Annotated in this window: 18 protein-coding genes; 5 read left to right on the top strand and 13 right to left on the bottom strand. The window is 64.6% G+C overall.

Going from position 1 to position 22,081, the window contains the following annotated elements:
• Window positions 1–78: 78 nt before the first annotated feature.
• Complete coding sequence (gene mtnA, locus QZ766_RS01400; protein WP_297196448.1) at window positions 79–1,104, bottom strand: S-methyl-5-thioribose-1-phosphate isomerase; 1,026 nt, start codon at window positions 1,102–1,104, stop codon at window positions 79–81.
• Window positions 1,105–1,207: 103 nt separating this feature from the next.
• Between mtnA and mtnK the strand changes: the two genes are divergently transcribed.
• Window positions 1,208–2,407, top strand: a complete 1,200-nt coding sequence (gene mtnK, locus QZ766_RS01395; RefSeq protein ID WP_297196446.1) for an S-methyl-5-thioribose kinase — start codon at window positions 1,208–1,210, stop codon at window positions 2,405–2,407.
• Window positions 2,408–2,487: 80 nt separating this feature from the next.
• Here mtnK and QZ766_RS01390 read toward each other — a convergent pair whose 3' ends face one another.
• The 7 genes from QZ766_RS01390 to entC form a co-directional block, all read right to left on the bottom strand.
• On the bottom strand, window positions 2,488–2,685 hold the full coding sequence (locus QZ766_RS01390; RefSeq protein ID WP_063866501.1) for a YbdD/YjiX family protein: 198 nt from the start codon (window positions 2,683–2,685) through the stop codon (window positions 2,488–2,490).
• A 53-nt stretch (window positions 2,686–2,738) separates the two neighbouring features.
• On the bottom strand, window positions 2,739–4,844 hold the full coding sequence (gene cstA / locus QZ766_RS01385) for a pyruvate/proton symporter CstA (RefSeq protein WP_297196443.1): 2,106 nt from the start codon (window positions 4,842–4,844) through the stop codon (window positions 2,739–2,741).
• A 318-nt stretch (window positions 4,845–5,162) separates the two neighbouring features.
• Entirely contained in the window at window positions 5,163–5,576 is a 414-nt protein-coding gene (gene entH / locus QZ766_RS01380; protein ID WP_297196441.1) for a proofreading thioesterase EntH, read from the bottom strand.
• Window positions 5,576–6,331 carry a 2,3-dihydro-2,3-dihydroxybenzoate dehydrogenase EntA gene (gene entA, locus QZ766_RS01375; protein ID WP_297196439.1) on the bottom strand — a complete coding sequence of 252 codons (756 nt, stop codon included), beginning with the start codon at window positions 6,329–6,331 and terminating at the stop codon, window positions 5,576–5,578. The genes entH and entA overlap by 1 nt, the downstream gene beginning before the upstream one ends.
• Window positions 6,331–7,182, bottom strand: a complete 852-nt coding sequence (locus QZ766_RS01370) for an isochorismatase (protein WP_297196437.1) — start codon at window positions 7,180–7,182, stop codon at window positions 6,331–6,333. Before QZ766_RS01370 ends, entA begins: the two co-directional genes overlap by 1 nt.
• Before the next feature lie 11 nt (window positions 7,183–7,193).
• Window positions 7,194–8,804 carry a (2,3-dihydroxybenzoyl)adenylate synthase gene (locus QZ766_RS01365; RefSeq protein WP_297196435.1) on the bottom strand — a complete coding sequence of 537 codons (1,611 nt, stop codon included), beginning with the start codon at window positions 8,802–8,804 and terminating at the stop codon, window positions 7,194–7,196.
• A 9-nt stretch (window positions 8,805–8,813) separates the two neighbouring features.
• Window positions 8,814–9,989 carry an isochorismate synthase EntC gene (gene entC / locus QZ766_RS01360; protein ID WP_297196432.1) on the bottom strand — a complete coding sequence of 392 codons (1,176 nt, stop codon included), beginning with the start codon at window positions 9,987–9,989 and terminating at the stop codon, window positions 8,814–8,816.
• A 210-nt stretch (window positions 9,990–10,199) separates the two neighbouring features.
• Between entC and fepB the strand changes: the two genes are divergently transcribed.
• Entirely contained in the window at window positions 10,200–11,123 is a 924-nt protein-coding gene (fepB, locus tag QZ766_RS01355) for a Fe2+-enterobactin ABC transporter substrate-binding protein (protein WP_297196456.1), read from the top strand.
• Here fepB and entS read toward each other — a convergent pair.
• On the bottom strand, window positions 11,112–12,383 hold the full coding sequence (gene entS, locus QZ766_RS01350) for an enterobactin transporter EntS (protein ID WP_297196430.1): 1,272 nt from the start codon (window positions 12,381–12,383) through the stop codon (window positions 11,112–11,114). The two genes, fepB and entS, sit on opposite strands and share 12 nt — an antisense overlap.
• A gap of 115 nt (window positions 12,384–12,498) precedes the next feature.
• Between entS and fepD the strand changes: the two genes are divergently transcribed.
• The 3 genes from fepD to fepC are packed head-to-tail and all read left to right on the top strand — an operon-like array spanning window position 12,499 to window position 15,292.
• A complete protein-coding gene (gene fepD, locus QZ766_RS01345) occupies window positions 12,499–13,503 on the top strand; it encodes a Fe(3+)-siderophore ABC transporter permease (RefSeq protein WP_297196428.1) in 1,005 nt (334 codons plus the stop codon).
• Window positions 13,500–14,492 (top strand): iron-enterobactin ABC transporter permease, encoded by a 993-nt coding sequence (gene fepG, locus QZ766_RS01340; RefSeq protein WP_297196426.1) that lies wholly within the window; start codon window positions 13,500–13,502, stop codon window positions 14,490–14,492. The genes fepD and fepG overlap by 4 nt, the downstream gene beginning before the upstream one ends.
• Complete coding sequence (fepC, locus tag QZ766_RS01335; RefSeq protein WP_297196424.1) at window positions 14,489–15,292, top strand: iron-enterobactin ABC transporter ATP-binding protein; 804 nt, start codon at window positions 14,489–14,491, stop codon at window positions 15,290–15,292. Before fepG ends, fepC begins: the two co-directional genes overlap by 4 nt.
• On the opposite strand, the gene cfa is transcribed toward fepC, so the two are convergent.
• The 4 genes from cfa to fes all read right to left on the bottom strand — a co-directional run bounded on the left by cfa (window position 15,289) and on the right by fes (window position 21,924).
• Window positions 15,289–16,431, bottom strand: a complete 1,143-nt coding sequence (gene cfa, locus QZ766_RS01330; RefSeq protein WP_297196454.1) for a cyclopropane fatty acyl phospholipid synthase — start codon at window positions 16,429–16,431, stop codon at window positions 15,289–15,291. The two genes, fepC and cfa, sit on opposite strands and share 4 nt — an antisense overlap.
• A 178-nt stretch (window positions 16,432–16,609) precedes the next feature.
• The gene (entF, locus tag QZ766_RS01325; protein WP_297196423.1) at window positions 16,610–20,479 is read right to left on the bottom strand and encodes an enterobactin non-ribosomal peptide synthetase EntF; all 3,870 of its coding nucleotides are present in this window, start codon (window positions 20,477–20,479) and stop codon (window positions 16,610–16,612) included.
• The gene (locus QZ766_RS01320) at window positions 20,472–20,687 is read right to left on the bottom strand and encodes an MbtH family NRPS accessory protein (RefSeq protein ID WP_297196421.1); all 216 of its coding nucleotides are present in this window, start codon (window positions 20,685–20,687) and stop codon (window positions 20,472–20,474) included. Before QZ766_RS01320 ends, entF begins: the two co-directional genes overlap by 8 nt.
• Before the next feature lie 25 nt (window positions 20,688–20,712).
• Window positions 20,713–21,924 carry an enterochelin esterase gene (gene fes, locus QZ766_RS01315; protein WP_297196420.1) on the bottom strand — a complete coding sequence of 404 codons (1,212 nt, stop codon included), beginning with the start codon at window positions 21,922–21,924 and terminating at the stop codon, window positions 20,713–20,715.
• Between the last annotated feature and the right edge of the window lie 157 nt (window positions 21,925–22,081).

Here is a 22,081-nt window from a genome sequence, read left to right as displayed (position 1 = left end):
GGAGATTATCTGGCCCGAGCGCTATCGGGACCGCGCGGGGCGAGCTATCGCGCGCAGGCTCCGCGCGCGGGCAGAAAGCTAGCGGCGGGCGGCAAAAAAACCGTCCCTGGCCTGCGCCGGCGTGACTAACCCGCAGTCCAGCACCCAGCCGCTAATCAGCTCTGCCGGCGTAACGTCAAAGGCCGGATTGTAGACCCGCGCGTCAGCGGGTGCCCACTGCACGCTGCCGAAGCTGCCCGCCGCGCCGGTGACCTCCGCCGGCGCGCGCTGTTCGATGGGAATGGCCGCCCCATTCGGGCAGTCCGGATCGAGCGTGGTCTGCGGCGCCGCCACGTAGAAGGGGATGTTGTGAAACTTCGCCAGCACCGCCAGCGAATAGGTGCCGATCTTGTTGGCGACATCGCCGCTGGCGGCAATGCGGTCTGCCCCAACCCACACTGCATCCACCTGACCCTGCGCCATCAGGCTGGCGGCCATTGAATCGGTAATCAGCTGATAGGGCACGCCGAGCTCCCTCAGCTCCCAGGCGGTGAGCCGCCCGCCCTGCAGCAGCGGGCGGGTTTCATCCACCCAGACGTTCGCTACTTTGCCCTGCCGGTGCGCCAGATTAATCACTCCCAGCGCGGTGCCGACCCCGGCGGTGGCCAGGCCGCCGGTGTTGCAGTGGGTCAACAGCCGGCTGCCGGGGGCTACCAGCGCGCTGCCGGCGGCAGCAATCCGCTCGCACAGCAGCCGGTCTTCCGCCACCAGCCGCTCCGCTTCGGCCACCAGGGCCGCTACGTAGTTTTCCTGAGCCAGCGCCTGCTTCATCCGCTCCAGATTGTTCATCAGGTTCACGGCGGTGGGGCGTGAGGCGCGCAGGGTTTCCAGCGCCTCGCGCAGCGCAGCGCGATCCAGCCCGCGCTCAGCCAGCAGCCCGAGCAGCAGGCTGGCGGACAGGCCTATCAGCGGCGCGCCGCGCACCCGCAGAGTCAGAATATGCTCCACCAGCGAGGCAACGCTGTTGGCCTCAAGCCAGCGCGCCTGCTGTGGAAGCGCCTGCTGGTCGAGAATAAAAAGCTGGTTATCGCGCACCCGCAGGCTGGTGGTCTGTAATGTCTGCATCTCGTTAAATCCATGTTGCGTTAATGTGTTGCATTGTGTCAGGATGGCCTCCGGATGTATAGACGTCTGAACGGCTTTATTTTAACGCACAGAGGATTGAGTCATGTCGCACTACTACACTTTCACCGCCGACGATGCCGTCGCTTTTGCCCGGCAGTTTGGCGGTCTGGCAGATCCTTCCGGGCTGGTCGCTGCGCGGGAAGTCGGCGACGGTAATCTGAATCTGGTGTTTAAAATTTTCGACGAGAGTGGCGTCAGCCGGCTGGTGGTCAAGCAGGCCCTGCCGTACGTGCGCTGCGTCGGCGAATCCTGGCCGCTGACGCTGGATCGCGCCCGGCTGGAAGCGCAGACGCTTATTGAACACCACCGCCACAGCCCGGCGCACACGGTGAAAATTCGCCACTTCGAGCCGGCGCTGGCGGCGATGGTGATGGACGATCTTTCCGATCACCGTATCTGGCGCGGGGAGCTTATCGCGGGCAGGCACTATCCCCGGGCCGCTGCTCAACTCGGCCGCTATCTGGCCGACGCGCTGTTTCACACCAGCGATTTCTTCCTGCATCCGCACGAGAAAAAGCGCCAGGTGGCGGCGTTCACCAACCCCGAAATGTGCGAAATCACCGAAGATCTGTTTTTTACCGATCCTTACCAGGAGCAAGAGCGCAACAGCTATCCCCCGCAGCTGGAGGCCGACGCTGCCGCCCTGCGCGATGACCTGCCGCTACACCAGGCGGTCGCGGGGCTCAAGCACCGCTTTCTCTCTGGCGCCGAGGCGCTGCTGCACGGCGACATTCACAGCGGATCGATTTTCGTGGCGGAGGGCAGCCTGAAAGCTATCGACGCCGAGTTCGGCTATTACGGCCCGGTCGGGTTCGATATCGGCACCGCCATCGGCAACCTGCTGCTTAACTACTGCGGCGCGCCCGGCCAGCTCGGCCTGCGCGAAGCGGCCGCCGCCCGGGAGCAGCGGCTGGTTGATATCCAGACCCTGTGGCACACCTTTCAGACACAGTTCCTGAGCCTGGCGCACGAGAAGACCCGCGACGCCGCGCTGGCGGTGCCGGGCTATGCAGCGCTGTTTCTGGCAAGCGTCTGGCGGGATGCGGTCGGCTTCTGCGGCACCGAGCTTATCCGCCGCAGCGTCGGTCTGTCCCACGTTGCGGATATTGATACCATCGCCGATGAGGAGATGCGCCACGCCTGCCTGCGCCACGCCATCGCGCTGGGCCGGGCGTTGGTCGTACTGGCGCCGCGCATTGATAGCGTGGAGGCGCTGATTGCCCGGGTGCGGCAGTATGGATAAGTGGAGTTAAGACGTGCGGCTGTCGCGCCGTAAATGCCCCGCGCCGCCTGGCGGCGGCGCGGATTTATAAGGTAAAAACCTCAGCAGCACTTCGCCCCGCCCTTGCCGCCGTAGCGCGCGTCCTGGCGTTCGCGGAAGAACTCCTCGTAAGTCATCGGCGTCTGGTCAGGATGGTTGACCCGCATGTGCTCGACGTAGTTGTCGTAGTCCGGCACGCCAATCATCATTTTTGCCGCCTGCCCGAGGTACTTACCGGCTTTGGACAGAGTATCAAACATAATATCTCCCGATATACAGCCCCTCCATCCCGGAGAGGCCTGCTAAAACTGCGTTAATGTGCGCCCTTCGCCCGGGCAATAATCTGCTCCGCGTTCTCCGGCAGCGGCGCGTAGGGCGTCTCTTTCACCGTCGGCGTCGATACTTTCAGCGCCGCCAGCGCGCACTTGATGGAGAACAGCGCCAGCACCACGACCACCACCATAAAGAAGATGGTCAGTCCGGCATCGAGGCGGTTGTTAAACACCAGCTGGGCCAGCTGCGACTGGGTGTACTGCGGCGGAATGTTGCCGCTGTCGATCATGGCCTGGAACTTGTTAGCCACCGCCAGGAAGCCGACTTTGGCATCGCTGCTAAACGCTTTCTGCCAGCCCGCGGCCAGCGTACAGATCAGCAGCCACGCGGTAGGCAGCAGGGCCACCCAGGCGTAGCGCTGGCGTTTCATCTTGAACAGTACCACGGCGCAGAGCATCAGCGCCATGCCGGCCAGCATCTGGTTGGCGATACCGAACAGCGGCCACAGGGTGTTGATCCCGCCCAGCGGGTCCACCACCCCCTGGTGCAGGAAGTAGCCCCAGGCCAGCACGCACAGCGCCGTCGCCAGCAGGTTAGCCGGCAGCGAGTCGGTTCTTTTCAGGCCCGGGCTGATAACGCCCAGCAGGTCCTGCAGCATAAAGCGCGCCGCACGGGTGCCGGCATCCACGGCGGTAAGGATAAACAGCGCTTCAAACAAAATGGCGAAGTGATACCAGAAAGAGACGTCCATCAGGCCGCCCAGCGAGCCGTGCAGAATGTAGGCCATACCTACCGCCAGCGTCGGCGCCCCGCCGGCGCGGGAGATAATCGACTGCTCGCCCACCTCGCTGGCAATCTGGTGCAGGGTATCCGGCGTAATGGTAAAGCCCCAGCTGCTGACCACCTGCGCCGCGGAGGCCACTACATCGGCAGTGCCCGCCGGAGCCAGTACCGCCATCGGGCTGTTCATGGCGAAGTAAACGCCCGGATCGATAATGCAGGCTGCCACCAGCGCCATGATCGCCACGAACGACTCCATCAGCATCCCGCCGTAGCCGATAAAGCAGGCCTGATTCTCATTGGCCAGCATCTTCGGCGTGGTGCCGGAAGCAATCAGCGCGTGGAAGCCGGAAACCGCGCCGCAGGCGATGGTGATAAACAGGAACGGGAACAGATCCCCGGTCCACACCGGGCCGGTGCCGTCGACGAATTTGGTCAGCGCGGGCATGGTCAGGGTCGGGCGCATAATCAGAATCCCCACCGCCAGGCCAACAATGGTGCCGATTTTCAGGAAGGTGGAGAGGTAGTCGCGCGGGGCCAGCAGCAGCCACACCGGCAGCACAGAAGCCACGAAGCCGTAGCCCACCAGCATCCAGGTGAGCTGCACGCCGGTGAAGTCAAACCACGGCGCCCACACCGGGCTCTGGGCCACCCAGCCGCCGGAAATAATCGCGAACACCAGCAGCACCAGGCCAATCACCGAGACTTCGCCAATGCGGCCCGGGCGCAGGTAGCGGATATAGATCCCCATGAAAAGCGCCAGCGGAATAGTAAAGGCCACGGTGTACGTGCCCCACGGGCTGTGGGTCAGGGCCTTCACCACGATCATCGCCAGCACCGCGAGGATAATCACCATGATCATGAAGGTCGCCACCAGCGCAATCACGCCCACGGTGGTGCCCATCTCCTCTTTCACCAGCTCGCCAAGGGATCGGCCGTCCCGGCGGGTAGACACAAACAGCACCATAAAATCCTGCACCGCCCCCGCCAGCACCACCCCCGCCAGCAGCCAGATCATGCCCGGCAGGTAGCCCATTTGCGCGGCCAGCACCGGCCCCACCAGCGGCCCGGCCCCGGCAATTGCGGCAAAATGATGCCCGAACAGCACTTTTTTATCGGTGGGCACGTAGTCGAGGCCGTCATTGTGGCGCACTGCGGGCGTCATGCGGGTGGCATCCACCTGCAGCACGTTTTTGGCGATGTACAGACCGTAAAAGCGGTAGGCAATCAGGTACACGCACACCGCCGCTACCACGATCCACAGGGCGTTAATTTGCTCGCCGCGGTTAAGCGCGATATAGCCGAGAGCAAACGCCCCGACTATCGCCAGCGCCGCCCATATCAGAGACTTTCCGGGGTTGTTCATAGTTGTGTTCCGCCAGGGTGAGAGGGGGGTTGTTACAATTTGTATCTATAACATTGGCCCACAATTTAACAATACTGCAACCTGTAAAAGCACACTAAAACAGATGTAATTTCATGACTTTGTTAAGCCGATCACTTTCCTGCTTAAACAGCAGCCGCTTTCGCCGGTGGGCAAACGATCGTGTGTCGGACACTGGTTTTTCACTGCGGCGCAGTGGTTTATGTGGGGAAAGGAACTTAAGGCTGCGGGAAGCGAAGGCGGAGGGCGAAAACGGGAAGGAGAACGGCCCGGCGGCGGTTTGCCGGGCCTGACCGGGCGCTAGCCCAGCACCATGGTGCTCAGGCGGCAGGTGCAGCAGCGCCGCCCCTGCTCGTCGAACACCACAATCTCCCAGCTCTGGGTCTGACGTCCGAGGTGCAGCGGCTGGCACACGCCGCGCACTTTGCCTTTCGACACCGCCCGGTGATGGGTGGCGTTAAGCTCGGTGCCCACCACCGCCTGGCCGTCGCCGGTCATCAGCCAGCCGGCCATTGAACCGAGGGTTTCCGCCAGCGCTGCCGATGCGCCGCCGTGCAGCAGGCCAAACGGCTGGTGGGTGCGGCGGTCCACCGGCATTTCCGCCTCCAGCAGTTCATCCCCCAGCCGGGTGTAAACAATCCCCAGATGCTCGACCATCGTGTCGGGGCTGGTGGCGTTGAGTTCTTCAAGGGTTAAGTGGCGTCGCCAGATCATCAGGCCCCCAGGGTTGAGCCGCCGTCCACCACGATGTCCTGCAGCGTGATGTGGCTGGCGTTATCGGAAGCAAGAAACAGCACGGTGCTGGCAATCTCCTGCGGGCGGGCAATTTTCCCCAGCGGGATGCCGAGCTTAAACTGCTCGCCGAAGCCGCGGATGCGCTGCTGCTCGGCGTCTTCGCTAACCCACAGCGTGCGCTGCATGTCGGTATCGGTGGAGCCCGGCGAAACCAGATTACAGCGCACGCCGCTTGCCGCCAGCTCCAGCCCGACGGTGAGCGCCAGGCTTTTCAGCGCCGCTTTCGACGCGCCGTAGGCGCTCATGCCGATGCGCGGCGTGTGGGCTGCATCCGAAGCGACGGTAACAATCGCCCCGCCGCGCTGCTGGCGAAACTGCGCCATCGTCTGCTGAAACAGGTTGAACGCGCCGCCGACGTTCACCGCAAAGGTCTGCTGCCACTCCTCGACGCTGAGGGCATCGGTGGCGCCCATGCGCAGGATGCCGGCGGCGTTAACCAGCACGTCCAGCCGCGGCGTTTGCGTCAGCAGGCGCTGACAGGTCGCCGCCACCTGCCCGGCGTCGGCCACGTCGAGCACTTCAGTGACAAACGGATAATCCTGACCGTCAAAACGCAGATCGAAACCCACCACCTCGGCCCCGGCCTCAACAAACGCCAGCGCGGTGGCGTAGCCAATGCCTTTCCCCGCACCGGTTACCCAGACGCGGCGGCCCTGAAAATCGAAACCGGCCATCACTTCACCTCGCGGGAGAGCAGCGCCCACCAGGCATCAATGGTCGGGTTTTTCGCCAGCATCACGAAATCAATATCGCCGTGCACTTTGCGCCAGCGCGCCGCCAGCGACATCATCCGCACCGAGTCGAGGCCGTAATCAATCAGGTTCTCATCGTCCAGCGGCTCGTCCGACTCGTCGAGCAGCGGCAAAATCGCCGCCCGCAGCGCCGCTTTCGAGGCGGGTAGCGCCAGCAGCTCGTCGGTCATCACCACTTTACCCGAGCGTCCGGCAACGTATTTCAGCGCCATCAGGTGCTCGTCGCGGCTGAAGTCCGCCAGCGCGTCGGCCACGAAGAACGGCTTAATGTCGCGCATGAAGGCGTCGGTGGCGGTGGTCATGCAGCCGATGTGGGCGTACACCCCGGTGATGACCAGCTGGTCGCGCCCGCTCTCTTTCAGGGCCTGCTCCAGCGGCGAGCGGTGAAAGGCGCTGTAGCGCCACTTCACCAGCACAGTATCGCTCTCGTCCGGGGCCAGATCGGCCACGATCCGCTGCTGCTCGGGAGATCGGGTCAGGCCCGGCCCCCACATGTCGTTAAGCAGCGCGCGGTCCTCGTCGCTCTGGGTCTTCGGCTGGGCGGTGTAGTACACCGGAATATTGTTGCGCTTAGCGAAATCGCGCAGGGCTTTGATATTGGCCACCACCGCCTGCATCATCAGGCTCTCTTCGCCCCAGAAGTTGAGAAAATACTCCTGCATATCGTGGATCAGCAGCGCCGCGCGCGCCGGCTCAAACGCCCACGCGACTTTATTGGCAGGCAGCTCGGCGGCGGTAGGCAGGGCGTAAGCCTGCAGTTTTGGAATAGTCATGTTTATCTCCTTCAGGACTGCGCGCGCTGGGCCAGCCACAAACGTAATTGTTTCTTATCAACTTTACCTACCGGCGTCAGCGGCAGCGCATCCACGCACTCCACGCGATCCGGCAGCTTAAACTCCGCAACGCCCTGCTCGCGCAGGAAGCGACGCACCGCCACGGCCTTCAGCGGCGCTTTCACCACCAGCCAGGCGCAGCTCTTCTCGCCCAGCAGGTTGTCTTCCATGCTCACCAGCGCGGCGTGGATCACCGATTCGTGGCGCAGGAGCAGGTTTTCAATCTCTTCGGCGGCGATCTTCTCGCCGCCGCGGTTAATCTGGTCTTTTTCGCGCCCCTGAACGGTGATGTAGCCCTCTTCGTCAATGGCAATCAGATCGCCGGAGCCGTAAAAGCCGTTTTCATCGAAGGCACTGGCGTTGTGCGTCGGGCTGTTGAAATAGCCGCGGAAGGTATACGGCCCGCGGGTCATCAGGCGTCCAACTTCGCCGCGCGGCAGCGGGTTGCCGTCTTCATCCGCCACCCACACTTCATCGTCCGGGCACATGGGGTAACCCTGGGTGTTGATGATTTTCTCTGCCGAATCGTCGAGGCGGGTGTAGTTCACCAGCCCTTCCGCCATGCCAAATACCTGCTGTAGCTGGCAGCCAATCTCCGCCGGAATGCGCGCGGCGAGGGTCGCCGACAGGCGCGCGCCGCCCACCTGCAGCAGCGTCAGGGACCGCAGCTGCGCGGCGCTGCCGCTGGCCTGGATCTCCTGCAGCCACAGGCTGACGGCGGGCGGCACCAGCGCCGCCACGGTTATCTGGTGCTGCTCAATCAGTGGAAAGCACAGCGTGGCGCTCGGATCGGCGGCCAGCACCACGCAGCCTTCGGCCATAAAGGTACCGAAAGCACCCGGCGAGCTCATGGCGTAGTTGTGGGCAGCAGGCAGCGCGCAGAGATAGCGGGTGCGGCTATCGAAAGCACACACCTCGTTGCTGCGGCGGATGCTGTAGAGATAGTCATTGTGGGTGCGCGGGATAAGCTTCGGCGTGCCGGTGCTGCCGCCGGAGAGCTGGAAAAACGCCACTTCCCCCGCCGGGGTTGGCGTGAAGACCGGGTTGTCCGCCGGGCGGGCGATAGCCGCCTCCAGCGAGCGCTCGCCGCTATCGTTAAGCAACAGCGTCGCGCGCAGCGAAGGCTGGGCCCCAGCAAAGGCGTTAAGGAAAGTATCGTCGGCAAACAGGGCGTGGGCGCGATCGGCGATCAGCACCGCCGGCTGGATCTGTGCGGCGTAGGCGTTCAGCTCGCTGCGCTGGTGGCTGAACAGCGCGTTTACCGGCACCACGCCCGCGCGCAGCAGGGCAAAAAAGGTGATGTAAAACTCTGCCACGTTACCCAGGTGCACCAGTGCCGTGTCGCCCTGCCCCAGGCCGAGCTGCTGAAGCGAGGACGCCAGGTTATCCACCGCGGCGTTGAACGCCCGGTAGCTAAAACGGCGCTCGCCGTCAATCAGCGCCAGCGCGTCGCTGTCGGCGTGGCGGGTCAGCAGATCGGTCAGCGGCAGATCCTGCCAGTATCCTTTTTCGCGGTAGCGGGCAGCGAAATCTGCCGGCCAGGGCGTAAATGCAACACTCATGATTAATCCTTAATTCAAACCAAATACGTTCAGCATGGTGGTCAACTTCACGCCGGTTTCGCGCCACTCGCCGATCGGCGAGGAGGCCGGCACGATGCCAGCACCGGCAAACAGACGGATGCGATTCTCGTGCACCCGCGCGCAGCGGATAGTGACCACCCACTCGCCGTTGCCTTCGGCGTCGCACCAGCCGACGATGCCGCCAAACAGTTCGCGTTCAAACGGCTCCAGTCCGGCGATAATTTTGGTGGCTGCCTCGTGAGGGAAGCCGCTCAGCGCCGGCGTCGGATGCAGCAGGCAGGCCAGAGACAGCGCGTTCTCCTGCGCCCGGGCCTCGCCTTCAATGGGGGTTGCCAGATGCCAGAGGGTCGGCGTGGTCACCAGCTGCGGCGAAGGCGGCATCGACAGCGCCTCGCTACGCGGGGCGAGCACTTTCTTCATCGCCTGCACCACCAGCTCGTGCTCGTGCCGATCTTTTTCCGAGGACAGCAGGCGATTGCCCGCCTCGCGGTCCAGCACGTCGTCGGGCTGGCGGCGGGCCGAGCCCGCCAGCGGCAGAGAATTAAAGTGGCGACCCTCTTTGCGCAGCAGCAGCTCCGGGCTGGCACCCAGCAGTACGCCGCCGTCCGGCAGCGGGACGTGGAAGTTATAGCTGGCGGGATTCTGGGCGATAAGACGCTCCAGCACCGCGCCGGTGTCAACGTTAACGTCGGTGGTCAGCTCGATAAGACGCGAGAGGACAATTTTGTCCACCGCCGGGGTATCGGTCAGCGCGGCACCGCGCTCGACCATCGACATAAAGGTTTCCTGACCCGGAATTTCCCGGCGGGCCTCGACGCGCATCGGCGGAATATCGGCGGCGTAGGGCGCCGCGCGCTGCTTGTCGGTGCGGGAGAAATCCCGGCTCGCCTGGGGTATAAACAGCGCCGAAGGCTGGGTCGCATCAAACGGGATGGCGCCCACCAGCAGCGGTTTCGCAATTCCCGCCGCGCGGGCGTCGGCAAAGGCCCGGGCCAGCGCCTGCTGGAACTCACCGTCCGGTGCGTCGGCTCCGGCAACCGGCTGGGTCAGGCGGCGGAAGCACCCTGAGGTGGTGAAGCTGCGCCACGGCGACATAAAAAAGAAACTCTCCGGCGACTGATACATTTCTGCCTCCTGCACCTCTTCCTCCCACGACGTTTCCATATTATTCTCCAAAAAGATAAAGATACTAAGAATAATTATCATTCACGTTTTGGGCGGTAAGCTAAAAGTAATTCAGGATGATGTCAACTTCCATACCATCCACTGCTTGCATCTGTCAGCGGCGATAGTGAAAATGAGTCTCATTAGCCAATGACACCACAGGAATCTTACTTCGTGAAAATCCCCGCCTTTTTACGTTCTCTGCTGCTGATGCTCGGCCTGCTGCTTTTCGGATTACAGGCCGCATTTTCTGCCAACTGGCCCCGGGAAGTTACCGACGTTCACGGCAGCCACACGCTGGCGCACAAACCGCTGCGGATTGTCTCCACCAGCGTCACCCTGACCGGCTCCCTGCTGGCGATTGATGCACCGGTGGTCGCCAGCGGCGCTACCGCGCCGAACAACCGGGTGGCGGACGGCCAGGGCTTCCTGCGCCAGTGGGGCGACATTGCTAAGCAGCGCAAAGTCGCCCGGCTCTATATTGGCGAACCCAGCGCCGAAGCCGTCGCCGCGCAGATGCCGGACCTGATCCTCATCAGCGCCACCGGCGGCGACTCGGCGCTGGCGCTCTACAGCCAGCTCTCGACTATCGCCCCGACGCTGGTTATCAATTACGACGATAAGAGCTGGCAGGATCTGCTCACTCTGCTCGGCACCGTGACCGGCCAGGAGCAGCAGGCCGCCGCCCGCATCGCCGAATTTAACCAGCGCCTCGCCGCCGTCAAGCAGGGCATGACCCTGCCGCCGCAGCCGATCAGCGCACTGGTGTATACCGCCGCCGCCCGCAGCGCCAACCTGTGGACCCCGACCTCTGCCCAGGGCCAGCTGCTGGAGCAGCTCGGCTTTACCCTGGCCGCGCTGCCTGAAGGGCTGCACGCCAGCACCAGCCAGGGCAAGCGCCACGATATTATCCAGCTCGGCGGCGAGAACCTGGCCGCCGGGCTGAACGGCAAATCGCTGTTCCTGTTCGCCGGCGAGCAGCAGGACGCCGACGCGGTATACGCCAATCCCCTGCTGGCGCACCTGCCGGCGGTGCAAGAGAAGCGGGTTTACGCCCTCGGCGCAGGCACTTTCCGCCTCGACTACTACAGCGCCATGCAGGTACTTAATCGCCTGCAGGCGCTATTTGGTTAACACCTTCTCCGGGCCTGCCTCTGGGGAGGGAGACGGCGGCGCCTGACGAAAGCGCCGCAGCTCCCCGAGCGCCAGCACCAGCAGCCCGCCGATGGCGGCAAGTATCCAGCCGCTGACGCTCGCCGCCGCCGCCGGTGCCAGCACCGCTCCGAAACCGCCGAGCAGCGCCGCGCCAATGGCGTCGCCGGTGACGTTCTGCGCCGTCCACAGTCCGTTAATGCGTCCCAGCATCCCTTCCGGGGTCTGAGTCTGAATCAGGGTGTACTGCAGCAGGGAGCTGAGGGCGCTGAGCCAGCCGAAGAGGGCCAGGCACAGGGCAGCCAGCGGCCACAGCGGCATCAGACTAAACAGGCCAATAGCAGCAAACGCGCCCACGCTGGTGCCCAGCAGCAGCGCACCCGGCCGCGGATGCTGCGCCAGCCTGCCGCTGGTGAGCGCGCCGAAGGCGGCCCCCAGCGGGATCGCCGCATACAGCAGGCCAATCTGCGCCGCCGACATCTGCCAGCCCGCGGCCAGCGCCGGATAGAGGACGCGCACCGCGCTCGCCATCGTCAGCAGCGCGCCCATCAGCGCGATGCCGCCAATCAGCGGGCTGTTAAACAAAAAGCGCAGCCCGGTGAGCAGCGAGGTCAGCGGGTGCTCGCGCACCTGCGGCGGCGGCGGAAGCAGCGGCAGGCGCAGCAGAGTTAAGGTGGTGATAAAGGTACCGATGGCCGCCAGCAGGTAGTTCCAAGAAAAGCCGCCGCTCGCCAGCAGCAGGCCGCCGGCCATAGGCGAGATCACCGATCCCAGCCGCACGGTAAGCATGGTAATCCCCCCCGCCTGCATCAGGTTTTCCCGGCCCACCAGCGCCGGCGTTGCCGCCAGTAGCGCGGTTACGCCGATAGATGCGAACAGCCCGTCCCAGATCCCCAGCAGGTAGATCGCCGCCAGCGACGGTGCCGGCAGCATGGCATTCAGCCACAGGCCGAGAAAGCCGATACCGCAGGTGCCGCGCGCCAGCAGAATCAGTTTTTTACGTTCGTAGCGGTCCGCCAGCACGCCGCCGAGCATCAGCCCGACAAACATCGCGCAGCCGGTCAGCGTCACCGCTAGCCCCACCTGCCAGGTGGAGTGGGTTATCGCCTGGATTTGCACCGGCACCGCAACGCCGAGCAGCCCCAGCGACAGAATAGAGATAAAGCGGGCGATAAAAACGGCGCGAAACGCCGGGTGGGTTTTTAGCAGGCTGAGGTTGAGCAGCCGGGATTGTTTTTCCATGTGGGAGTAGGCCTTAGACAATCTTTCAATACCATTTTTTTATTCGCACATGGTACCATATCAAGATAAGATCGATAACGATAAGCACTATCATTATCAACTCAGGGATGTAGATATGTCGTTCTCCCCCGCCGCACAGCGCGCCGTCGCGGTGCCCGGTTTTTTCATACTTTTACTGCTTGCCGCCGCGCTCAGCCTGCTGATCGGCGCCCGACCGCTTCCCGTTTCCACGGTGATGGACGCCCTGAGCGGCACCTGCCGCAGCGCGGACTGCACTGTCGTGCTCGACGCCCGCCTGCCGCGCACGCTGGCCGGCCTGCTGGCCGGGGCGGCCCTCGGCCTTGCCGGGGCGCTGATGCAGACCCTTACCCGCAATCCGCTGGCGGATCCCGGCATTCTCGGCGTCAACTCCGGGGCCAGCTTCGCCATCGTGCTCGGCGCGGCGCTGTTCGGCTTTAGCTCCCCGCTGGAGCAGATGAGCCTCGCCTTCTGCGGCGCGCTGGCCGCCTCGCTGCTGGTGGCCTTTACCGGCAGCCAGGGCGGCGGGCAGCTGAGCCCGGTGCGCCTGACCCTGGCAGGCGTGGCGCTGGCCGCGGTGCTGGAGGGGCTCACCAACGGCATTGCCCTGCTCAATCCCGACGTGTACGACCAGCTGCGCTTCTGGCAGGCTGGCTCGCTGGATATTCGCTCGCTGCAAACCCTGAAGGTCGTGGTGCTGCCGGTGCTGGCGGCTATCGCCCTCGCGCTGGGCCTGAGCCGCAGCCTCAACAGCCTTAACCTCGGGACCGATACCGCCACCGCGCTGGGCAATAAAGTGGCCCGCACCCAGCTGCTGGGACTGCTGGCCATCACCGTCCTCAGCGGCGGCGCCACCGCGCTGGTGGGTCCGATTGCCTTTATTGGACTGATGATGCCCCACGTCGCCCGCTGGCTGGCGGGAGCGGATCACCGCTGGTCGCTGCCGGTGACCCTGCTTGCTACTCCCGCCCTGCTGCTGATTGCCGACGTGATCGGCCGCCTGCTGGTGCCCGGCGAGATGCGGGTCTCGGTGGTGAGCGCCTTTATCGGCGCGCCGGTGCTGATATTCCTGGTGCGCCGCCGTCCGGGAGGTGTCCGGTGATCGCCCCTTCCCGCCGCCTGCTGCTGACCTGTGTTCTGCTGATTATCGCCGCGCTGCTGGTTTCTATCTGGGGACTGTGCAGCGGTGCCGTACCGCTTGAGGTGAATCAGGTGCTTCAGGCCCTTACCGGCAGCGCGCCGCGTAACGTGGCGCTGGTGGTCACCGAATGGCGACTGCCGCGGGTGGTGATGGCGCTGGTAGTGGGCGCCGCGCTGGGAGTGAGCGGCGCCATTTTCCAGTCGCTGCTGCGCAACCCGCTGGGCAGTCCCGACGTGATGGGGCTGAACGTCGGCGCCTGGAGCGGCGTGCTGCTGTCGATGGTGCTGTTTGGCCAGCATCCGACGGCGACAACGTTTGTGGCGATGGCCGGCGGGGTAGTAACGTCCCTCGCCATTTGGGCGCTGGCGTGGCGCAACGGCATCGACACCTTCAGGCTGATTATTATCGGCATCGGCCTGCGGGCGATGCTGATGGCGTTTAATACCTGGCTGCTGCTGAAAGCCTCGCTGGAAACGGCGCTCTCCGCCGGGCTGTGGTACGCCGGCTCGCTCAACGGCCTGACCTGGGCGAAAACCCTGCCCGCCACGCCGCTGATCGCGCTGATGCTGGCGGCGGCGGCGCTGCTGGCCCGGCGGATGCGTCTGCTGGAGATGGGCGACGATACCGCCTGCGCGCTCGGGGTCAGCGTCGAGCGCTCCCGCCTGCTGCTGATGCTGGTGGCGGTTTTGCTTACCGCCGCGTCAACCGCCGTCGCCGGGCCGATTTCCTTTATTGCGCTGGTGGCGCCACACATCGCCCGTCGCCTGAGCGGCACCGCCCGCTGGGGCCTGACCCAGGCGGCGCTGTGCGGCGCGCTGCTGCTGTCGCTGGCGGATCTCTGCGCCCAGCGCCTGTTTATGCCCTACCAGCTGCCGGTAGGGGTTGTCACCGTCAGCATTGGCGGCCTGTACCTTATTGGTTTGCTGATTCAGGAGTCCCGGAAACGATGAGCACCACAGAAGCCCGCCTGCGCGGGGAGCAGCTAACGCTGGGCTACGGCAAAAAAATCATTGCCGACGGCCTGAGCGTCGCCATTCCTGACGGCCACTTCACGGCAATCATTGGCCCCAACGGCTGCGGCAAGTCCACGCTGCTGCGCACCCTGAGCCGCCTGATGACGCCGCAGAGCGGCCACGTCTATCTGGACGGCGAGCAGATCCAGCGTTATGCCAGTAAAGAAGTGGCGCGGCGCATCGGCCTGCTGGCGCAGAACGCCACCACGCCGGGGGATATTACGGTACAGGAGCTGGTGGCGCGCGGGCGCTATCCGCACCAACCGCTGTTCGCCCGCTGGCGCAAAGAGGACGACGAGGCGGTAGCGCGGGCGATGCAGGCCACCGGCGTGACGACGCTGGCGGATCAGAGCGTAGATACCCTCTCCGGTGGCCAGCGCCAGCGGGCGTGGATCGCGATGGTGCTGGCCCAGGAGACGCAGATTATGCTGCTCGACGAGCCAACCACCTGGCTTGATATCAGCTACCAGATTGACCTGATGGAGCTGCTGAGCGCCCTCAACCGCGAGCAGGGCTACACTCTGGCGGCAGTGCTGCACGATCTCAATCAGGCCTGCCGCTACGCCACCCACCTGATCGCCCTGCGGGACGGCAAAATCATCGCCGAAGGCGCGCCGGGGGAGATCGTCACCGCCGATCTTATCGAGCGCCTTTACGGCATGCGCTGCACGATAATTCCCGATCCGGTGGCGGGCACGCCGCTGGTGGTGCCGCTCGGCAGGCTGAGTCTTCCCTAGCGGGAGACCCGCAGGCCGCCTTCGGCGCCGTGGGTGAATACCACCTGCCAGAGCTGAATATTGCGCGCGCGAAACGCGCCGGCGCAGGCATTCAGGTAGTAGGTGAACATCCGCCGAAAGCGCGGCGAATAGTTCTCTTCGATCAGGTGCCAGCTCTCCTGAAAGCGCGCGTTCCAGGCCATCAGGGTTCTGTCGTAATCGCAGCCGAAATTGTGCCAGTCTTCCATCACGAAGTACGGCTCGCTGGCGCTGGCAATGTGCAGCACCGACGGCAGGCAGCCGTTGGGGAAGATATATTTATTGATCCACGGATCGACATTGAGATCGGTTTTGTTGGAGCCGATGGTATGCAGTAAAAAGATGCCGTCCGGACGCAGGTTTTTGTTCACCACCCGGAAATAGGTATCGTAATTTTTAGGGCCGACGTGCTCGAACATGCCGACGGAGACGATCCGGTCAAACTGGCGGTCGAGATCGCGATAGTCCTCCAGCAGGATCTCCACGTCGAGGTGCCCGCAGCGCGTCTGGGCAAACGCCTGCTGCTCCGCCGAGATCGTCAGTCCGGTGACCTTAACGCCGTAGTGCTCGGCGGCGTAGGCGGCGAGCCCGCCCCAGCCGCAGCCGATGTCCAGCAGCGTCATCCCCGGCGCCAGCTGCAGCTTCTCGCAAATCATTTTGAGCTTCCCCTGCTGGGCTTCGTGCAGTGTCTGCGCCTCCTTCCAGTAGCCGCAGGAGTACTGCATCCACGGATCGAGCATCAGCGCAAACAGATCGTTGCCAAGATCGTAATGCTCCTTGCCAACGATCCAGGCGCGCTTTTTTGTCTGGTGATTCACCATCCGCGCCCCGGCAATACGCAGCATATCCTGCAGGTTCATGTTCAGCGAGGATTCCAGATCGGCCTTCACGATGCGGGCGATAAACTCGTCCAGCTGCGCGCAGTCCCACCAGCCGTCCATGTAACTTTCGCCGAGCCCCAGCGAGCCCTGCTGCAGCACCCGCTTGTAGAACTTCGGATTCTTGACCTGAATATCGTAGGGGCGGGAGCCGTTTATCCCGATATCGGCTTTGGCGAGCAGCTCGCCGCAAATGCGCTGCCAGTGATCAACTTTATGTTGGACTTCCAGTATATTTTCCATCTGTTCAATACCCCGTGACGTCGCCATAACGGTGCGCCCTATTTGTCATACAAAAAGAGAAGGCGAGTATATCAGGCGGGATTGAGGCGGGAAGTGAATTTAAATAATAGAAATCATTCCTGAATGGAATAATTGGCAGAAAGGGAAAAAACTCCCCTCAACGAGGGGAGTATGCGGACTAAGCCAGAATACGCTGCAAAATCGGGCCGATGGTGTCGAACGCCCGGGCAGAAATTATCTCCACGTGGGCGCAGTCCTGGCGGTATACCTCCAGCTCTGCCACCCACGGTGCCCAGATCGCCTGCGGCTCCATGCCCGGCGTCAGGGTTTGCTCAGCAACAAACAGCGTCGCCTTACCGTCAAAGGGCACGCTGTGGGCAGTAGTCAGCAGGCGCACCGCATCGGCATAGTTACCCTCGATAGTGCTGAACAGCGCCTCAGAACCCTGTCCCTGCTGGGCGGCGAGAAATGCCTCCCGCTCGCGGCCAATTTCAGCCAGCACTTCAGGATCGAGGCCGTTGGCCTCTTTTTCCGCCCAGTTTTGCGTCTCCGGCGGCCAGGTGTCCAGCAGGCCGAGGAACGCCACCTCTTCGCCGCGCTGGCGCAGGCGGGCGGCAATGCCCTGGGCCAGGGTTCCACCGAGGGAGTAGCCGAACAGGTAGTAGGGCCCGTGCGGCTGCTGCGCCAGCAGCGTATGTAGATGTGCGTCACACAGCTGGTCCAGCGTCTCGCTGCTGGCCATCGGCCCCGCCGGGCGCGGCGACTGGATGCCGGTAATCGACCAGCGCGGGCTCAGCCAGCGGGCCAGCACGCTGAACTGCCACGCAAAGCCGGACGCCGGATGGAAGCACCACAGGGTCGGGCCGCTGCTCTCGCGCAGCGGCAGCAGCGTTTCATAGCCCATCTGGCGGGCGCTGGCGTCGTCCGCCCGGGCCAGCAGCGCGCTGAGCTTGCCGACCGTAGAGGCCACCATCACCTGTCCCGGCGTGACCTGACGGTCAAAGCGGCGGCTTAGCGCGGCGGCGAGGCGCATTGCCAGCAGGGAGTGCCCGCCGAGGGCGAAGAAGTCGGCCTCAACATCGTTCACCTCGCAGCCGAGCAGCGTGCTGAAGGCCTCCGCTATCGCAGTTTCAATATCCCCTTCTACCGCCCTGCCCGCCGCTTTTGGCGTCAGGGACGGCAGCGGCAGCGCCTTGCGGTCCAGCTTGCCGTTGGCGCTGAGCGGCAGCGCCTCCAGCTGGAGCAGCACCACCGGCACCATATGCGCCGGCAGCTGCTCGCGCAGCCGCGCCAGCAGGGCGTCGCTGTCCAGCGGCTGGCCCGAGGCGGACACCAGATAGCCTACCAGCTGGCGGGCGTCGCCGCCGGTGGCGGCGGGCGGGTTGAAGACGCAGGCGTGGCTCACTGCCTGCGCCACGCCCGGCAGATCCTGCATCGCGCGGTCGATTTCGCCCAGCTCAATGCGCTGGCCGCGAATTTTCAGCTGATCGTCGCTGCGCCCGAGGTACTCCACCGCGCCGTTTTCCAGCCAGCGGGCCACGTCTCCGGTGCGGTACATCCGCTCGCCGGGAGCAAAAGGATCGGCGATAAAGCGCCCGGCGGTAAGATCCGGGCGGCCGAGATAGCCCTGCGCCAGCTGGACGCCGGTCAGGTAAAGATCCCCCGCCACGCCGAACGGCACCGGGCGCATCCCGGCATCGAGAATGCGCAGGCCGGTATTCCACACCGGAAAACCGATCGGCACGCTGTTGCCGGTGGCCGCCGCCAGCTCCGGCCCAAACGCCGGATACCAGCTGACGTCCACCGCCGCTTCCGTCGGCCCGTACAGGTTGTGCAGCGGCACGCGGGCCAGCTGCTCCCACTCGCGGCACAGGGCCACCGGCAACGCTTCGCCGCTGCAGAACACCCGCCGCAGGCTGCGGCAGGAAGCCACGCTTTCGCTGTCCAGAGAGGCCACAAACGCCGCCAGCATCGAGGGAACAAAGTGGGTGGTGGTGACGCCGTAATGGGCGAAGAAGCGCTGCATTGCCAGCGGATCGCGGTGGGCCTCCGGTTCAGCCATCACCAGCTTCGCCCCGGCGATAAAGGGCCACCAGAACTCCCACACCGACACATCGAAGCTGCACGGGGTTTTCTGGGCCACCACGTCGTCGTGGCCCAGCGCATAGTGCGCCTGCATCCACAGCAGGCGGTTAACAATAGCGGTTTGCCCGACCATAACCCCTTTCGGGCGCCCGGTGGAGCCGGAGGTAAAAATGATGTAGGCGGTATGCTGCGGGCGCGAAAGATCCAGCGGTGCGCCGTCTGCCGCGGGCAGCGGCGCGTCGTAGCTTAAGATCTCCGCCTGCGGGAAGCGGTGGCGCTGGTCCTCAGAGGTAATCAGCAGCGACGGGCGGGCATCTTCCAGCATCATCCGCAGCCGGTCGTCGGGATAGCCGGTGTCCAGCGGCAGCCAGGCGGCACCCGCTTCAACAATAGCGTGCAGCGCCAGCGTCAGGAACACCGAGCGCGGCAGGGCCACCGCCACGCTGTCGCCGGGCTTCACGCCCCGCGTCCGCAGCTGGTTAGCCAGCGCGACTACCTGCTGGCGCATTTCGCGATAGGTAAAGGTATAACGTGCGTCCGCCAGCGCCGGGGCGTCCGGGGTTAGCGCCGCCTGGCGGGCTACCAGCGCGCTAAGCGTGGTTTCCTCCACCGCCTCGGCTGTGCTGTTGATCTCCGCCAGCCGCTGCCGCTCTTCGTCAGACACCAGATCGACCTCGCCGCAGGAGAGCCCCGGACGGGCGGCAAACTGGGCGAGCATCGCCTCCAGCCGGGCGGCGTGGCGGCGCAGCTCGGCCTCGCCGTAGCGCTGGCGGTTTGCCAGAATCTCTACCGACAGGCCGCCGGCCTCATCCGGGAACAGCGCCAGCTCCAGATCGTTGACCGGGCCGGTGGCGAGGGTGTGGGTGGTGGCAGTAACGCCCGGCAGCGCCAGCTGATAATCAAACACTTTAATGTTGAATACCGGACCAAACAGCGGCTCGTCTCCCGCCGCATTTCCGCCGTCGCGGACGATCTGCTCGGCATCGTAGCGCTGGTGGCGGCGCATCTTTTTCAGCTGCGCCGCCAGCCGGGCAGCCAGCGCCGGCAGCGTTTCTTCTGCCTGAATAGTTACCGCCAGCGGCAGCACGTTAAGCACCGGCGCGGTAGAGGTCAGCGCTGCCGATCCGAGGCGGCGCATAAAGATATAGCCGGCGGCGTAGTCGCTGCGCCCGCACAGGCGCCCGAGCCACAGCACCGCGAGGGCGAGGGCCAAATCGGTGGGCTGCACCGCGCCCGCCGAGGCCGCCAGGCGGCTGAACGCCTGCCTGCTGGCGGTCAGCTTCAGCCGCCAGATGTCAGTCGTTGCCGCGCGTCCCGGCAGCGGCGCGGTGGAAAGGGAGGCCGGCGGCGGCAGCGCCGCACGCTGCGCAGCCCAGAACGCTTTATCCCGACTCACAGCTTCGCTGTCGCGATAGCGCTGATACTCCTCAACCACCTCAGTAAAGGGGGTAAACGGCGATGCGGGCGGCGCGTCCCCGCGCTGCAGCGCGGCGTAGATGTGCGCGATGTGGCGGGTGATCGCCGGGAAGCTGAAGCCGTCTACCAGCAGGTGGTGATAGCGCTGGTACCAGAACCAGCGGGCTTCCCCGACGCGCAGCAGCCGGTGGCACAGCAGCGGATTACCGCTGTCCGCCCGGGTATTCTGCGCCAGATCGGCACGCATAATGGCGTCAGCGGCGGCGAGAGGATCGTCAGCCGCGCGTAAATCGTCAATGGCAGGCGTCGGCGGCGTCCATGCCGGGTCGAGGCGCTGCCAGACCTCACCGTCGCGCTCCTCAAAACGCAGGCGCAGGGTGTCGGCGTCGGCCAGCCCCCGGACAATAGCCTGCTGCAGCAGAACGGCGTCGATAGCGCCTTCCAGCTCAACATAATGCGCCACGCTCCAGGCGTTAGGCAGCGTGGAGAGCCGCTCGGCCATCCAGATGCCGGGCTGGGCGGCAACCAGCGGTAAAGGTTCACTCATGACGGACTCCGGCGAAATAGTCAGGGGTCAGGGTCGTCCAGCCGTCGGCGAGCCAGGCGTTGCAGTTATCCAGCGGCTGCGGCTCGCAAACGATGTCCCAGCCTGGCGGTAGCGCACACTGCTGCGGCCAGAGGCTGAACGCGCCCTGGCCGCTGCGTAAAATGTAGAATTGTCCCCGCGCGTCGTCGAAGGGATTACTGACTTGCATACCAAACTCCTCGGATAAAGCGCTTTTAGCTGTCCGTCAGGGGCTGCCAGAGTTGGATCAGCCCGGCGGTAAGTCCACCCCGCCAGCACAGCGCGTCATGGCCGCCGTCAACCGGATGCCAGAAAACGGGCTGCCCCAGGCGCTGCAGCTCGGCCAAAAGCGCCTGCGCGGCCTGGAAAATGACCGGCTCGCGCCGGCCCGCCTCCAGCCACAGGCGAAGCCCGCGCGGCGTTACGTCGCCGCGGGCAAGTTGTTCAATGACGATCCCGCCGCTGCGGGCATCGCGCCGGGGCCACCAGAAGGAGCCGGACTGGCTCAGCACGCAGCCAAAACGCTGCGGCCAGTAAAGCCCGGCAAACAGCGCCGCCAGGCCGCCGAAGCTCTGCCCGGCCACCACCGTGTGCTCAGCTTTGTCGCTAAACGGCGCGAGCTGGCGAACCTGCGGCAGCAGCTCTTCCTGCAGCGCCAGCCAGAAATCGTGATTGCACGGCAGCTCGGCGCTGCGGTGGGCGGTATCAATGGCGTCCACCAGCACGTATACCGCCGGCGGCAGCCTGCCTTCGCGGGTCAGGGCCGCCAGGGCGGGCCACACCGGCATGCTTTCGGCCCAGAACTGGCCGTCCAGCAGCAGCGCCAGCGGGCGCGGCTCCGGCCCGGCGTCGCCGGTGGTATAAATCCACACTCGCCGCGCGTTGCGCAGCCGCACGCTGCGCCACTCAATGATGTCCGGCGGCGACCAGGGCTCTTCTGTCCGGTCCCAGCCGGGCTGTTCCGGCGCGTCGGGCAGCGAGAGGCCGGAAACCGGATGCCCGCGCCCGCCCCGCCAGCTAATCGGGTTCAGCGGATCGGCTATCGCCCGGGGCAGCAGCCGGCGCCAGCCTTCGCGCAGCAGGGCGCGGTCGGGCGCGCCGCCGGTGAACAGCGCCGGGTCGAAATCGTCATCGCGTGCGGAAGGGATTAGGCAGTAGCTGCCGCGCCAGCTGGACGGCAGCGTTATTTGCAGCTGCCAGACGTCGCTGCCCGGCAGGCGCTGAAGGGTTTGCGGGACGGCATTTTGATGGTGATCGGTGACCCCGGTGACATACAGCCAGACCCGGCGGATGGCTGATTCCCGCTCGGTGCCCGCGGGATCGCGCCAGTAAAAGGTAACCCGGCAGCGGCTGCCTTCACGCTGCCATTCGGGCCCGCGAAGGCGCGCCCACCAGGCTTCACTGCCTGTCGTAACTCTCTCGGTCAAGCTCACTCCGTAACCGCTGTGAAATTTTGCGTCGTGCGTAATAAATTATTAATAATATTATTGATAACTATTTGCATTTGCAATAGCGTATTGCCGCGCTTGGTTTAAGGGCACTTTGCATTATTTAGCCATCGGGAAGGCTGATTTCACAGGAACC

It is taken from the genome of uncultured Pluralibacter sp., from assembly GCF_913775985.1.
Classification (GTDB): Bacteria; Pseudomonadota; Gammaproteobacteria; order Enterobacterales; family Enterobacteriaceae; genus Pluralibacter.
Note: the sequence above shows the minus strand (reverse complement) of the source record. Positions and strands in the feature narration are given on the sequence as shown.